Here is a 14,307-nt window from a genome sequence, read left to right as displayed (position 1 = left end):
CCCCGGCAGTTCCGTCACCGCCGATCGGTGTCGATGATCGCGAAGGTGTCCGGCGGGAGGTGACTCGCCGTGGCCGGACCCCACCCCAACAGCACCTCGCCGGCCTGTTCGCCCAGGTCGGCGGCGTCCGGTCCGAAGTTGCACACCAGCCGCAGCGGGCCGCGGTCGATCACCAGGAGCGACCCCTGCGCGCGCACCCCGAAGCGGTCCAGCCGGGGGTCGGTCAGCGCGGGATGCGTCCGGCGCAGCGCGATCAGCGACCGGTAGAGATCGAGCATCTCGCGATGCCCCTCCTCGGCGAGCTCCGACCAGTCCAGCCGGGACCGTTCGACGGTCGCCGGATCGACCGGGTCCGGTACCTCCGCCTCGCCCCAGCCGTGCCGCGCGAACTCGCGCCGCCGCCCCGCGCGCACCGCCTCGGCCAGCTCCGGATCGGGGAACGAGGCGAAGAACTGCCACGGTGTGCTCGCGGCCCACTCCTCGCCCATGAACACCATCGGCGTGTAGGGCGAGCAGAACACGATCGCCGCGCCGCAGGCCAGCCTGCCGGGGGAGACGGAGGCGGACAGGCGGTCGCCGGTGGCGCGGTTGCCGATCTGGTCGTGGTTCTGCAGGTAGATCAGGAACCGGTGGCCGGGCAGCGTACGGGTGTCGACCGGGCGGCCGTGGGTGCGCTCGCGAAACGACGACCAGGTGCCCGCGTGGAAGAAGGCGCGCTCAAGCGTCCGCTCCAGCGCGCCGGCCGCCGCGAAATCGCCGTAGTAGCCGCTGGTCTCGCCGGTGAGCGTGACGTGCAGAGCGTGGTGCAGATCGTCGCACCACTGCGCCTGCAGCCCGTACCCGCCGCCCTCGCGCGCGGTGACCAGCTTCGGGTCGTTGAGGTCGGACTCGGCGATCAGCGTCAGCGGCCGCCGCACCGCCGCGGACAGCGCCTCCACCTCGATCGCCAGCTCCTCCAGCAGGTGGGTGGCACGCCGGTCGTTCAGCGCGTGCACGGCGTCCAGCCGCAGCGCGTCGACGTGGAAGTCGCGCAACCAGCCCAGCGCGTTGTCCAGCACGTAACGGCGGACCTCGTCGGAGCCTTCGCCGTCGAGGTTGAGCCCGGGGCCCCAGTCGTTCTGCCCGGCGAAGTAGGGGCCGAACCGGTCCAGGTAGGCGCCGGAGGGGCCGAGGTGGTTGTAGACGACGTCGAGCACCACGGCCAGACCGCGCGCGTGGCAGGCGTCGACGAAGCGCTTGAACCCGTCCGGCCCGCCGTAGTGCTCGTGCGCCGCGCCCCACAGGACGCCGTCGTAGCCCCATCCGTCGGTGCCGTCGAACGAGTTGACCGGCAGCACCTCGACGAAGGTGACACCGAGGTCGACGAGGTGCCCGAGCCGGCCGATCGCCGCGTCGAAGGTGCCTTCGGGGGTGAACGTGCCGATGTGCAGCTCATAGATCACGCCGCCGGGCAGCGCCCGCCCCGTCCAGCCCTGGTCGGTCCAGTCGAAGGCGGTGTGGTCGTAGATCCGGGACGGGCCGTGCACGCCGTCGGGCTGCCACGCCGAACGCGGATCGGGCAGCGCTTTCTCGTCGTCGCCGAGCACGAACGCGTAGTCGGTGCCCGGTGGCGCCGGGACGTCGGAGAACCACCAGCCCTCGCCGCCCGCGGTCATCTCGTGATCGGCACCGCCGGTGCGCACGTGCACGCGCGAGGCGGCCGGGGCCCAGACGCGGAAGGTCATGAGTCTCCTCGCACCAGCAGGGCGACCGGGTAGCGGGCCAGCATCGCGGACAGCTCGCCGGTGACGTTCGTTCCGGTGATCACGTCCCTCCACTCGCCCGCGGGCAGTGGCAGGACGGTGTCGCGCCAGCCTCCCGAGGCGGCCAGGCCGACCGGAAGCCGCGTGGCCACCACGATCAGCCCGCTGCGCTCGTAGGCGAGTGCGTGCGCGACCGCCGGGCCCTCGGCACGCAGGCGCCGATAGCCGGTGAACAGACCGGGGGAGTCCCGGCGCAGGGTCAGCGCGCGGTGCACGACGAGCAGCTTCGCCGCCCCCGACTCGTCGATCTCGGGCAGCCACCCGCCCCGGATCTCCTCCAGCAGCGCGGCACGCAGGGCGTAATCCACCGGCCGCCGGTTGTCCGGGTCGACCAGCGAGAGGTCCCACAGCTCGGTGCCCTGGTAGACGTCCGGCACGCCGGGCGCGGTGAGCTGGACCAGCTTCTGACTCAGCGAATTCGACCAGCCGGGACCGCGGACCCGCCCGACGAACGCCTCGACCTCAGCGGACAGCTCCGCGTCACCGAGGACCTGTTCCGGCCACGCGGCGACGGTTTTCTCGAACTCCTCGTCGTGGTCGGTCCACGTGGTGCGGAGCTTGCTCTCCTTCGCCGCCTTGTCCAGGTACCCGCGCAGCCGCTCCGGCGTGATCGGCCAGGCGCCGACGAGGGTCTGCCACGCCAGCAGGTTCAGCGACGGCTCGTCGATGCCGCGCCGCTCGGTCCACCGGCGGACCGCGCCGGCGAACTCGTCCGGCACTTCCGACAGCACGGCCATGCGGGCTCGCACGTCCTCGGACCGTTTCGTGTCATGGGTGGTCAGCGTGGTCATCGCCGCGGGCCACCCGGCTTCGCGGGCGGCGGCCATCGCGTGGAAGTCGTCCACGTCCGCACCGAAGTCGTCCGGCGAGCCGCCGACCTCGTTGAGCGCGGCGAAGCGGGTGTAGCGGTAGAAGGTGGTGTCCTCGGTGCCCTTGGCGACGACCATGCCGGAGGTCTGCTGGATGCGGGTCGCCAGCTCGCCGTGCGGGTCCTCACGCACCTGGAAGTCCAGCGCGTCGACCGCTTCGGCGAGGTCCGGCCGCGCCGCGCGGGCCGTCGCGATGGCCGCCGCCCAGTGCGCCTCGCCCTCGGGCAGGTAGGACCGGTAGACCGGGAACGCGATCATCGTCTCGGCCACCGCGCCCCGCGCCGCCTCGGGCTCGACCCCGCGCACCAGCGCGGCGATCCGGCGCACCTCGGACACCAGGATGCCGTCGGTGACCAGGCGCCGGGCGGTGTCCTCGACCTCGGCGTAGCCGACCGGCTGGCCCAGCGACCGGGCCAGCTCCGTCAGCGGCGCCTCGCCCGCCGGGTCGACGAACAGCCCGGTGATCTCACGCAGGGCGTCGTAGCCGGTGGTGCCGTCCACCGGCCAGCTCTGCGGCAGGTCCTCGCCCGGGTGCAGGATCTTCTCCACGACCAGCCACGCCCCCGGCGCGCCCGCGCGCAGCATCCGCACATAGGAACCGGGGTCGGCCAGGCCGTCCGGGTGGTCCACACGCAGCCCGGTGACGTCCCCTTCGGCGACCCAGCGCAGCACCTCGCCGTGCGTGGCGTGGAAGACGTCGGGCAGTTCCACCCGCACCGCGGCGAGCGTGGTGATGTCGAAGAAACGTCGGTAGTTCAGCTCCGCGTTGCCGCGGCGCCAGCCGATCAGCTCGTAGTGCTGCCGCGCGTGCACCTCCCGCGGCGTGCCCTCGCCGGTGCCCGGGGCGAGGGGGAAGCGGTGCTCGTAGTAGACCAGCTCATCGCCGTCGACCTCCAGCTTCGCGACGTCGGCGTCGTCACCGAGGACGGGCAGCAGCAGCTTCCCGCGGCGCCAGTCGATGTCGAAGAAGCCGGAGTGCGCCGAACCGGGGCCGTGGCGCAGCACGTCCCACCACCACGGGTTGGCCTTCGCGACCTCGACCGCCATGTGGTTGGGCACGATGTCGACGACGAACCCGAGCCCGGCCTCGCGCAGCCGCGCGGCCAGCTCCTTGCGGGCCTGCTCGCCGCCCAGCTCGGGCCGCGCCCGCGTCGGATCGACCACGTCGTAGCCGTGCGTGGACCCTGGCGTCGCGTCGAGCACCGGCGAGGCGTACAGCGCACCGGCGCCGAGCGCGCGCAGGTAACCGATCTGTGCCGCCGCGTCGGTGAAGGTGAACTCCGGCCGCAGCTGCACCCGGTAGGTCGACGACGGTCTCATGCGCCGACCCGCTGCAGCACCACCAGCGAGCGGGCGGGCAGGTTCAGCGTGCCCGCGGCCGGGATCGCCTCACCCGGCTCGTCGGCGACCGTGCCCGTTTCGGTGTCCACCACCACGGCCCAGCCCTCGCCGTAGTCGGCGTTGGGCAGGGTCAGCTCGATGTCCTCGTAGTGCGCGTTGAACGCCATCAGGAACGAGTCGTCGACGACCTTGATGCCGCGCGGGTCGAGGTCGTTGATGCCCTCGCCGTTGAGGAACGCGACGATGGCCTTGCCGAAGCCGTCGTCCCAGTTCTGTTCCTTCATCTCCTCGCCGGACGGCGTGAACCAGGCGATGTCACGCAGCTCCTCGCCCTTGCCGATGGGCTTGCCCGCGAAGAAGCGGCGGCGCCGGAACACCGGGTGCTTCTTGCGGAACGCGGCCAGCGCCGAGGCGAAGGAGACCTGGTCGGCGTTGGTCTTGGCCAGCGACCAGTCCATCCACGCGGTCTCGTTGTCCTGGCAGTAGACGTTGTTGTTGCCCTGCTGGGTGCGGCCCATCTCGTCGCCGTGCAGCAGCATCGGCACGCCCTGCGACAGCAGCAGCGTGGCGAGCATGTTGCGGCGCTGCTTGCCCCGCAGTTCGAGTACCTCGGCCTTGTCGGTCGGGCCCTCGACACCGCAGTTCCACGACCGGTTGTCATCGGCCCCGTCACGGCCGTCCTCACCGTTGGCGTCGTTGTGCTTGCGGTTGTAGGACACCAGGTCCTGCAGCGTGAAACCGTCGTGCGCGGTGACGAAGTTGATCGAGGCGTAGGGGCGGCGGCCGTCGTCCTGGTAGAGATCCGACGATCCGGTGATGCGTGAGGCGAACTCACCCAGCGTGGACGGCTCGCCGCGCCAGAAGTCCCGCACGGTGTCCCGGAACTGCCCGTTCCACTCCGTCCATAGTGGAGGGAAGTTGCCGACCTGGTAGCCGCCGGGCCCGACGTCCCACGGCTCGGCGATCAGCTTGACCCTGCTCACCGTCGGATCCTGCTGCACCAGGTCGAAGAACGTGGACAGCCGGTCGACGTCGTAGAACTCGCGGGCCAGCGTGGCGGCGAGATCGAAGCGGAAGCCGTCGACGTGCATCTCGGTGACCCAGTACCGCAGCGAGTCCATGATCAGCTGCAGGGTGTGCGGGTTGCGCACGTTCAGCGAGTTGCCGGTGCCGGTGTAGTCCATGTAGTACTGCGGCTCGTCCTCGACCAGCCGGTAGTAGGCCTGGTTGTCGATGCCGCGCATGGACAGCGTCGGGCCGAGGTGGTTGCCCTCGGCGGTGTGGTTGTAGACCACGTCGAGGATGACCTCGATGCCCGCCTCGTGCAGGGCCTTGACCATGCCCTTGAACTCCTGCACCTGGCCTGCCTGCTCGGGCAGCGCCGCGTAGCCCTCGTGCGGCGCGAAGAACCCGATCGTGTTGTACCCCCAGTAGTTGCGCAGGCCCTTGTCGGCCAGGCCGTGGTCGGTGATGAACTGGTGCACCGGCATCAGCTCGATGGCCGTGACGCCCAGCCTCGTCAGGTGGTCGATCACCGCGGGGTGCGCCAGCCCGGCGTAGGTGCCGCGCAACCGGGACGGCACCTCGGGGTGGTTCATGGTGAGGCCGCGGACGTGCGCCTCGTAGATCACCGTCTCGTTGTACGGCGTGCGCGGCGGCCTGTCGTCGCCCCAGTCGAAGAACGGCGTGACCACCACCGCGTGCGGTACGTGCCCCGCGGAGTCGGCGTCGTTGCGCTCGTCCGGCGAGCCGAACGGGTAGGCGAACAGCGCCTCGTCCCAGTCGACGTGACCGGCGATCGCCTTGGCGTAGGGGTCGATCAGGAGCTTGTTCGGGTTGCAGCGCGGGCCGCGGGAGGGGGCGTAGTCACCGTGCACGCGGTAGCCGTAGCGCTGACCGGGGCCGACGCCGAGCAGGTACCCGTGGTGGACGAACCCGTCGACCTCGGTGAGGCGGTGACGCTCCTCGGTGCCGTCCTCGCCGATCAGGCACAGCTCGACGTACTCCGCCGCCTCCGAGAAGAGGGCGAAGTTGGTGCCCACGCCGTCGTAGGTGGCGCCGAGCGGGTAGGGCGTTCCGGGCCAGGGCGGCACAGGTTCTCCTCTTGCGGTCGCGGGCCGTCGGTACGGATGTGTGCCCAATCTAGCGGGGCGTCACGCGTTCCGTCCGGTCAACGGGCGCGCCACGCGCAAAGCGTTCACGAAGTGGCGCAGTCGTGCGTCCGCGAAAAACGTTTCGACGGTGACGGGCAAGGGAATGCGCCAGTTCGGGTACTCGTCGGTGGTGCCGGGCAGATTGGGCTGCCGCCGCTCGCCGACCACGTCGGCCGGTGCGGTCAGCAGCAGCCGCGAGGCGGCGGAGGCGAGCAGCGTGTGCAGCGCCGTCACCGGATCGCCGGCCGGGACGCCCCGCGCGGCGGCGAACGCCAGCAGGTCCGCCCGCTCCGCCTCGGCCGCGGCGTGTTCCTCCTCCGGCGGTCCGTCGAGGAGCCCCAGTTCGGCCCGCACGCGCACGTGCTCGCCCGCGAGCCAGCCCGCGACGGTCGGCAGGTCGTGCGTGGTGATGCTGGCCATCGCGTCCGGGTCCCACTCCTCCGGCGCGAGGAACGGGTGGCCCGGCGCGTCGTAGTCGCGCTGGAACCACAGCACCGCGGAGCTGAGGACGCCGCGCTCGTGCAGCGTCTTGGTGACCGCGGCCTCGACCGTGCCCAGGTCCTCGCCGACGACGACCGCGCCCGCGCGGTGCGCCTCCAGCGCGAGGATGCCCAGCATCGCCTCGGCGTCGTAGTGCACGTAGGTGCCGCGCGAGGGCGGCTCGCCCGGCGGGATCCACCACAGCCGCCACAGCCCGGCCACGTGATCGACGCGGATGCCGTCGGCGTGCCGCAGCACACCGCGCAGCACGTCGCGGAAGGGCGCGTAGCCCAGCTCGGCCAGCCGGTCGGGCCGCCACGGCGGCAGGTTCCAGTCCTGGCCCTGCTGGCTGAAAGCGTCCGGCGGCGCGCCGACGGTCACCTCCGGCGCGAACGCGTCGCCCAGCGCCCAGGTGTCCGCGCCGCCGGGGTGCACGCCCACCGGCAGGTCGTGCACGATCCCGACGGGCATCGCGCCCGCCGCCTCGCGGGCACGGCCCAGCTGGTCCTCGCACAGCCGCTGCAGCCAGGCGTGGAAGGCGATCCGGTCGGCCAGCTCGTCGCGGGCCTTGCCGACCTCGGCGCTGTGCGGGTCGCGCAGCGGCCCGGGCCATTCGCGCCAGTCCGGGCCGTGCCGTTCGGCGAGCGCGCCGAAGGTGGCGAAGTCGCGCATGTCGTCGTCCACCTGGACGGGCTCGTGCAGCGGCCACAGCAGCTCCAGCGCGGTGAGCTTGGCGCTCCAGATCGCGTCGTAGTCGATCAGGTCCGGGTTGTCCGGGCGCAGCGCGAGCACCCGCGCGCGCAGGTCCTCGTCCGCGCGGGCGAACTCCGCGGTGTCGCTCACCCGCAGGTAGAGCGGGTTGGCGTAGCGGCGGCTGGACGGCGAGTACGGCGAGCGCTCGACCGGGTGAACCGGGCTGATCGCCTGCACCGGGTTGACCAGCACCACCCCGGCGCCCAGCTCGGCGGCCGAGCGGCGGGCGAACACGGCGAGGTCGCCGAAGTCCCCGGCACCCCACGAGTCGTGCGAGCGCAGCGAGTACAGCTGCAGCATCCAGCCCCAGGCCGGCGGCACTTCCGGCAGGCGGTGCGGCACCACGGCGAGCACGACGTTCTGGTCGGCGGTCTCCACGCGATGCCAGCCCAGCGGCAGATCGGCGGGAATCATGCGGCCGGTCTCCCGCCGGGTGCCGTCCTCCAAATGCAGGACAGCAGGTCCGCCCGCGTCGTGTTCGGTACCTTCACGCAGCACGAGGGTCGGGGGCAGCGCCGTTGCTGCCCGTCGCTCGCGGACCGCGGCCAGTTCGCGGCGGACCGCGTCCGGCCCGGACGCGTCCACGCCGAACTGCGCGAGAACGGAGGCGACGACGTCCGGCTCGACCTCGACCTCGCGTTGCTCGGCGTTTTCGTACCGGGTGGCCACTCCGTAGGCGTGCGCGAGGGCGGCGAGGTCGGCATCCACCCGTCCAGGATCCCGGTGCGGGACGGGTGCCGCCACACGACGAGACGAGGAGTACGCATGGCGCGCTGGGCCGACCACGCGATCTGGTGGCACGTCTACCCGCTGGGCTTCACCGGTGCGCCGCGGGCGCTGACAGCGGGTGGTGAGCCCGCGCACCGGTTGAGACGGCTGGAGGCATGGCTCGACTACGCGATCGAGCTGGGCTGTTCCGGCCTGCTGCTGGGACCGGTGTTCGCGTCGGAGACGCACGGCTACGACACGATCGACCACTTCCGGATCGACCCGCGGCTTGGCGACGACGCCGACTTCGACCGCCTGGTCGCCGCGGCGCGCGGGCGTGGTCTGCGGATCGTGCTGGACGGGGTGTTCAACCACGTCGCGCGGAGCTTCGCGCACCCGGAGTGGTTCCGGCGCGAGGCCGGCGACGTGGCGGTGTTCGAGGGCCACCGGCACCTCGTCGCGCTCGACCACGAGCAGCCCGCCGTCGTGGACTACGTCGGGCGGGTGATGAACCACTGGCTCGCGCGCGGCGTGTCCGGGTGGCGCCTGGACGCGGCCTACGCGGTGCGGCCGGAGTTCTGGGCCCGCGTGCTGCCCGGTGTGCGGCGGCGGAACCCGGAGGCGTGGTTCGTCGGCGAGGTGCTGCACGGCGACTACACCGCCTACGTCGCCCGCAGCGGCCTCGACACGGTCACCCAGTACGAGCTGTGGAAGGCGATCTGGAGTTCACTGCGCGACGGGAACTTCTTCGAGCTGTCCTGGGCGCTCAAACGGCATGACGAGCTGATGGGCTCCTTCGTCCCGCAGACCTTCGCCGGCAACCACGATGTGACCAGGCTGGCGAGCCAGCTGCCCGACGAGCGGCACCTGGCGCACGCGCTGGCCGTGTTGTTCACCGTGGGTGGCGTCCCGAGCGTGTACTACGGCGACGAGCAGGCGTTCCGCGGCGTGAAGGAGGAGCGCGAGAGCGGTGACGACGAGATCCGCCCCGAGTTCCCGTCCGACTCCGCCGGGCTCGCCCCGTACGGCTGGCCGGTGTACCGGCTGCACCAGCGGTTGATCGGCCTGCGGCGGCGCAATCCGTGGCTGGTGCGCGCCCGCACGGAGGTCGAGCACCTGGCCAACCGGGCGATGGCCCTGCGTTCCCGCGACGGCGACCAGGAGATCCTGACACTGCTCAACACCAGCGACGACCCGTACCGGTTCCCGGTGGGCATCGACGGGCTGCGCGTGCTGGACTCCTCCTCGCCCGACGGGAAGGCCCCGTGGCCCACGGTGCCGCCGCACGGGTGGGCGGTGCTCGGTCAGTAGAAGATCGGCCCCGGCGTGCCGCCGCCGGCCGGAATGGCGTCGCCGGTCACGGCCACGCTGCGCGGGGACGCGAGGAACGTGACCACGTCCGCGACCTCCGCCGCGGTGATCATCCGGCCGAGCGAGGAGCCGCGGCTGAGCAGGTCCGCGGCTTCCGCGGAGGTGGCCCCGCGCGCCGCGGCGACGGCGTCGATCATCGCCGGGGTGCGTTCGGTGACCGTGAGACCCGGGTGCACGACCGTGACGTTGATGCCGTGCGGGCCCAGTTCGTCGGCGAGGTTCTTGGTCAGCGCGGACACCCCGGCGTTGCGGATCGAGCCGAACGGGCTGCCCGTGCGGCGCGCGTTGAGCCCGGAGATGTTGACGATCCGGCCCCAGCCGCGCTCGATCAGGTACGGCGCGACGGCGCGGGCGAAGCGGAGGTAGCCGAGCACCTTCGTCTCGATCTCGGCGCGCAGGTCGTCGTCGTCCAGCTTCGCCAGCTCGGTGGGCTTCGTCGGGTCGGCGGGCTGTGCGGCGGCGTTGACCAGGATGTCGACGCCGCCGAACTCCGCGACGGTCCGCGCCACGGCCGCACGCACGGCGTCGTCGTCGGTGGCGTCCGCGGCAACCGCCAGGGTGTTGCCGCCGATCCGCGCGCGGGCTTGTTCGAGTGCCTTCGCATCGCGGGCGACGAGCGCGACGTCGGTTCCCTCCGCGGTCAGGGCCCGCGCCACGGCGAACCCGATCCCGCGGCTGCCGCCCGTCACGATGGCGCGCTTACCACTCAGGTGAAGATCCATTCCCCCAGTGAACCAGCGCGGGCACCGCTCAGGTGGTCTCTTCCGGACGGCGCCGCTCGATCATGGTGTCCGGCGCCGATTCCGGTACCTCGGTGCGCAGGTCCGAATCGCGCAGCACCTCGCGGGCCTGCGCCTCCGGGTCGGCGCTGCCGGCGTGTTCCTCTTCGGGCAGCAGGTTCGAGCGCGTCCCGGCGCGGTCGTCCACCGCGTTGCGTTCGTCGAACACGTCCGGACGGTCGAGGTCGTGCTCGTCGCGGATGCGGTCCTCCTCGGCGCCGGACAGTTCCGTCGCGCCCAGGTCGAGTGGTTCGTCGTCACGCGGTGTCACGCGCGTGGCGTACCCGGTGCCACCGATCTTCACACTTGCGCGGGAAGCCACCGGTGGGGCGCCCGGAAGACCCGGACGCCCCACCGGTGAACGGTCAGCGGACGCGCTGCTCCGTGGCGGACTGCGCCGCCTCGTTGATCTGCACGGTCGCCAGCGTGTTGTCCTGGCCCGCGTCCTGCGTGCACTGCGAGTCGAAGGTGCCGAGGCCGGTGTCGGAGCCGTCGGCGGTCTTCGGGTGCAGGGTCAGCAGGAGGTCCCCGACGGTCACCGTGGCCTCGCCGGCCTGGGTGAAGGTCAGCGACGGCGTGGTGCCGGTCGCGGTGACGTCGAACGCGCCGGAGGCGGGGATCTCGGTGGGCGCGATGGTCGTCGGGACGGTGACCGGCAGGCTCGCCTCGGGAGCGTCGACGGCGGCGCTGGCCTGGGCGGTGCCCTCGACCGTCTTGGCGCCGACGAGGTTCAGGCCGGCGGTGGCGGTCTCGGGCACGGTGGCGACGGCCTCGATCGCGAACTCGGGGGTGGGCTCGCCGACGGTCGCCGTGGCGGGCACGTCCGCGTTGATCGCCACACTGATCTGCTGGTTGCCGATCAGCGGGAACGGGCAGGTGTAGGTCAGCGTGAGGGTGGCCGGGTCGGCGGCGCTGGTGCCGGCTCCGGCGAGCAGGCCGGCCGCGGCCGAGACGGCCAGAACGGACCCGGAGACGATCGCGCCGGCAATGCTCCTACGATTCATGGGTAATCTCCATTGATTTCCGGGAAACGGGTTACCAATGAGTAAGGTAATGACCGGAAAATGGCGTATCAAGCGCTCGCGGTCCGCCTTGGAAAACTTGTCACCAGTTGCAGTGGTTTCCGCGGGGAAGTTGGCACGCGGGTAGAAAACCCAGCTCACCCGGTTCTTCCTGTTCCGTGCTCACCCGCCTGACAACTATCCGGCCACTGCGCTGGCATCATGGTCACAAGTTTTGACACCCTCTTCGCAAGATCACTACGGTTTTCGCCGTGACCATTTCTCCTGCGTCCTTGCCGCGTTTTCTGGCGACCTGGGCGCGCCGGTCGCCCGACGCCGTCGCGGTGACCGATCCCGGCCGCTCGCTCACCTGGGACGAGCTGGACCGCCGAGTGTCGGCGGTGGCCGCGTGGCTGCGCCGGTTCAGCTTCGACGGTGTCCGGGCCGCGATCCTCGCCGACGAGGGCACCGAGTGGGTCGTCGGGTTCCTCGCGACCCTGCGGGCCGGGCTGGTCGCGGTGCCCGGATTCGCGCCGGGCCGCGACGACGCCTGGCTCGGCGCCACGCTCGTCGACGCCGCCCCGGAGATCGTGCTGACCACCAGCGAGAGGCTGCTCGACGTGCGTGCGCTGCTGGACGCCGCCGGGGTGGCCGTGTGGCGGATCGTCGCGGTCGACTCCGTGCCCGGAGACCTCTTCGACGTGCCCGAGCCGGACGCCACGGATCTCGCGTGCCTGTGCTACACCTCCGATGCGGTCGGGGTCGTGCTCACCCACGCCAACCTCGTCGACTCCGCCGCCCGTACGGCGCAGGCGCTGGCCCTCGGCGACCGCGCGGCCGTCGTCGTGAACGGATTCCCGCTGCACGGCGCGAACCTCACGTTCGCGGTGGCCGCGCCGCTGTTAGCCGGTTGCCCGACGGTGCACCTGCCCGCCGCGCTTGTCCGGGAGCGGCCGGAGACGTGGCTGCGCGCGCTCGCCGAGCACCCGGATGCGGTGGCAGCCGCGACGAACACGTTCCTGGCACGGTGTCCGGCACCGGAGGGTATCGACCTCAGCGGGGTCCGGGCGGTGGTCGACGTGGGGGAGACGGCCCGGTCCCGCGCGGTCCTGCCCGGTCTCCGGGCGGACGCGCACCGCGCCGCCTACGGTCTGCTGGAGGCGAGCGGGCTGGTGTCCGCAGCGTCCACAGGGGATGGTCCGGGCTCGTCGGGGCGGCCGGGCCGGACGGTGGCGGTGGTCGATCCGCGGAGCCGCCGGTCGCTGCCCGCGGGCGTGGCGGGCGAGATCTGGGTGACCGGCCCGACCGTCGCGCGCGGGTACTGGCGCCGTCCCACCGCCTCGGCCGAGACGTTCTGCGCGCTGCTGCGGGACGAGGTGGACGCGGGGGAGCCCGGCTGGTGGCTGCGCACCGGCGACGTGGGCTTGCTTTCCGGTGGTGAACTGACCGTGCTGGGGCGCCTGGAGAACCGCTTCCGGGCCGGTGGCCGGGAATGGCAGGCCGAATCCGTGGAGGCGGCGATCGAGCAGGCCGTGCCCGGGTTGGTGCCGGGTTCCGCGGTGGTCCTCCCGGCCGTCGACGGAACGGTCGTGGTGCTCGCGGAGTCACTGGAGCCGGTGGACGCCGCCGCGGTCGAACGGGCGGTGGGGGACGAACCACGCGTGCGCGCCGTGCACGTGGAGGCGCCGGGCACACTGCCACGGACGGTGGCGGGAAAACTGGCGCGGACCGCCTGCCGCGAGGCCTACCTGACGGCCGCGCCCGCCACCTGAGGCCTCACGTCAGCAACTCGGCGGCCCGGAGCGCGATTTCCAGGCGCAGGCGGTGGTCCGGGTCGCCCAGCCGGTCGCCGAACAGTTCCTCGATGCGGCGCATCCGGTAGCGCACCGTCTGCGGGTGCACGCCCAGCCGGTCGGCCATCTCCGGTGCGCTCCCGCTGGACTGCAGCCACGCCAGCAGGGTCTGCCCGAGCCGCGAACGCTGCTTGTCGGTCAGGCCGTGCAGCGGGGCCAGGCAGGTGTCCCGCAGCTGGCTGATCAGGAACTCGTCCGCCAGCATCCACAGCGTGGTCAGGTGGTCGTCGGCGTGCAGGACCGGCTCCGGCGCGAGGATACCGCGCACGCTCAGATCCATCGTGCGGCGCGCCCAGCGCAGCGACATCGCCGCCTGCGCCAGCGGCACCCGTGGCCCGACCGCGACCCGCCACCCGCGCAGCAGCGCCGCCAGGCCCTCCGGTGGCGCGGCCGCGAGCAGGCACGGCTGCGGGCTCTCCAGGTCGGCCAGCACGTCCGCGGGCAGTGCGGGCGGGGTCAACCGGTGCTGGTCGCGCCGCGGCTCCAGCGCCATCGCCACGACCTCCTCCGGCACCCGCCACCCCGCCGCCCCGGCCAGTCCTTGGACGGCCTGCGGCGCGGGCGCCGGCTCGGACAGGACCAGGCCGAGCAGCTGCCGCCGCTGCCGGGCGCGCGTGCCCGCCGCGCGGGCCTGCGCGGCGCGGTATCCCTGCACCGACAACGCCGAAATTTCGTCCACATAGGCCAGAACGGCTTCCGCGCCGACGCACAGCAGGTCCGCCGGGAGTCCCAGCGACTGGCCGAGCTTCGCGATGAACCGCCAGGCGGCGAGCCCGCCGACGCGGTAGGCGGTCTGGATCTGGTCCAGCGGCCTGCCTTCGCTGTACTCGATGCGGCCCAGGTGCCGGAACACCCCGATCCAGTTCTCCTGTGACACCGCCGGGTTGCCCAGGTTGTCCAGGCACTGCCCGATGGCCTCCCGCACGCCGCGCACGATGACCTGGCCGAACGGGCCCTCCAGTGGCCGCGCGTACTCCGGCACCTGCCGCTGGATCTCGGTGAGGATGACCCGGGTGAGCGCGTCGGTGTGCGGGCGGAAGACCGGCGCCAGATCGGCGGGCAGCGATGCCCACAGCGCGGTGGCGCGGCCGGACCCCGCCCCCTCGCCGCGGGGACGGCGGGGCTGGGGCGCTCGCGGCGGCGCGGTGCGGCTCGGCCGGACCTCGGCTTCGATCGTCATGTCAACCCCTGCTCGGG

General features: G+C 72.4%; 10 protein-coding genes. 2 read left to right on the top strand and 8 right to left on the bottom strand.

The window, feature by feature from the left end; all coding sequences use genetic code 11:
* Window positions 1-14: 14 nt before the first annotated feature.
* The 4 genes from treZ to malQ are packed head-to-tail and all read right to left on the bottom strand — an operon-like array spanning window position 15 to window position 8,106.
* Window positions 15-1,724, bottom strand: a complete 1,710-nt coding sequence (treZ, locus tag HNR02_RS29550) for a malto-oligosyltrehalose trehalohydrolase (protein WP_179776931.1) — start codon at window positions 1,722-1,724, stop codon at window positions 15-17.
* Window positions 1,721-3,991, bottom strand: a complete 2,271-nt coding sequence (treY, locus tag HNR02_RS29545) for a malto-oligosyltrehalose synthase (protein ID WP_179776930.1) — start codon at window positions 3,989-3,991, stop codon at window positions 1,721-1,723. Before treY ends, treZ begins: the two co-directional genes overlap by 4 nt.
* Complete coding sequence (gene glgX / locus HNR02_RS29540; RefSeq protein WP_179776929.1) at window positions 3,988-6,105, bottom strand: glycogen debranching protein GlgX; 2,118 nt, start codon at window positions 6,103-6,105, stop codon at window positions 3,988-3,990. The genes treY and glgX overlap by 4 nt, the downstream gene beginning before the upstream one ends.
* A gap of 60 nt (window positions 6,106-6,165) precedes the next feature.
* Entirely contained in the window at window positions 6,166-8,106 is a 1,941-nt protein-coding gene (gene malQ, locus HNR02_RS29535) for a 4-alpha-glucanotransferase (protein WP_179776928.1), read from the bottom strand.
* A gap of 57 nt (window positions 8,107-8,163) precedes the next feature.
* Here malQ and HNR02_RS29530 point away from each other — a divergent pair, with 57 nt between their 5' ends.
* Window positions 8,164-9,417 (top strand): alpha-amylase family protein, encoded by a 1,254-nt coding sequence (locus tag HNR02_RS29530; RefSeq protein WP_179776927.1) that lies wholly within the window; start codon window positions 8,164-8,166, stop codon window positions 9,415-9,417.
* Here the strand turns inward: HNR02_RS29530 and HNR02_RS29525 are convergent.
* From HNR02_RS29525 to HNR02_RS29515, 3 genes are all read right to left on the bottom strand, one after another.
* Window positions 9,411-10,199 (bottom strand): SDR family NAD(P)-dependent oxidoreductase, encoded by a 789-nt coding sequence (locus HNR02_RS29525; RefSeq protein ID WP_179776926.1) that lies wholly within the window; start codon window positions 10,197-10,199, stop codon window positions 9,411-9,413. The genes HNR02_RS29530 and HNR02_RS29525 overlap by 7 nt on opposite strands.
* A 28-nt stretch (window positions 10,200-10,227) precedes the next feature.
* On the bottom strand, window positions 10,228-10,527 hold the full coding sequence (locus tag HNR02_RS29520) for a hypothetical protein (protein WP_179776925.1): 300 nt from the start codon (window positions 10,525-10,527) through the stop codon (window positions 10,228-10,230).
* A gap of 94 nt (window positions 10,528-10,621) precedes the next feature.
* Window positions 10,622-11,260: a DUF6801 domain-containing protein gene (locus HNR02_RS29515; RefSeq protein WP_179776924.1), complete on the bottom strand. Its 639-nt coding sequence runs from the start codon at window positions 11,258-11,260 to the stop codon at window positions 10,622-10,624.
* A 269-nt stretch (window positions 11,261-11,529) separates the two neighbouring features.
* Between HNR02_RS29515 and HNR02_RS29510 the strand changes: the two genes are divergently transcribed.
* Window positions 11,530-13,029 carry an AMP-binding protein gene (locus tag HNR02_RS29510; RefSeq protein WP_179776923.1) on the top strand — a complete coding sequence of 500 codons (1,500 nt, stop codon included), beginning with the start codon at window positions 11,530-11,532 and terminating at the stop codon, window positions 13,027-13,029.
* Between the two features lie 4 nt (window positions 13,030-13,033).
* On the opposite strand, the gene HNR02_RS29505 is transcribed toward HNR02_RS29510, so the two are convergent.
* Window positions 13,034-14,290 (bottom strand): PucR family transcriptional regulator, encoded by a 1,257-nt coding sequence (locus HNR02_RS29505; protein WP_179776922.1) that lies wholly within the window; start codon window positions 14,288-14,290, stop codon window positions 13,034-13,036.
* Window positions 14,291-14,307: the final 17 nt, after the last annotated feature.

The sequence above is a fragment of the Amycolatopsis endophytica genome (genome assembly GCF_013410405.1).
GTDB lineage: Bacteria > Actinomycetota > Actinomycetes > Mycobacteriales > Pseudonocardiaceae > Amycolatopsis_E > Amycolatopsis_E endophytica.
The sequence above is the reverse complement of the archived record's forward strand: the minus strand, read 5'-3'. Positions and strand labels throughout refer to the sequence as shown.

Excerpts from the sequence above, each read along its gene's own strand:
- treZ (WP_179776931.1), bottom strand. The coding sequence starts at position 1,724 with ATGACCTTCCGCGTCTGGGCCCCGGCCGCCTCGCGCGTGCACGTGCGC.
- treY (WP_179776930.1), bottom strand. The coding sequence starts at position 3,991 with ATGAGACCGTCGTCGACCTACCGGGTGCAGCTGCGGCCGGAGTTCACC.
- HNR02_RS29530 (WP_179776927.1), top strand. The coding sequence starts at position 8,164 with ATGGCGCGCTGGGCCGACCACGCGATCTGGTGGCACGTCTACCCGCTG.
- HNR02_RS29525 (WP_179776926.1), bottom strand. The coding sequence starts at position 10,199 with ATGGATCTTCACCTGAGTGGTAAGCGCGCCATCGTGACGGGCGGCAGC.
- HNR02_RS29515 (WP_179776924.1), bottom strand. The coding sequence starts at position 11,260 with ATGAATCGTAGGAGCATTGCCGGCGCGATCGTCTCCGGGTCCGTTCTG.
- HNR02_RS29505 (WP_179776922.1), bottom strand. The coding sequence starts at position 14,290 with ATGACGATCGAAGCCGAGGTCCGGCCGAGCCGCACCGCGCCGCCGCGA.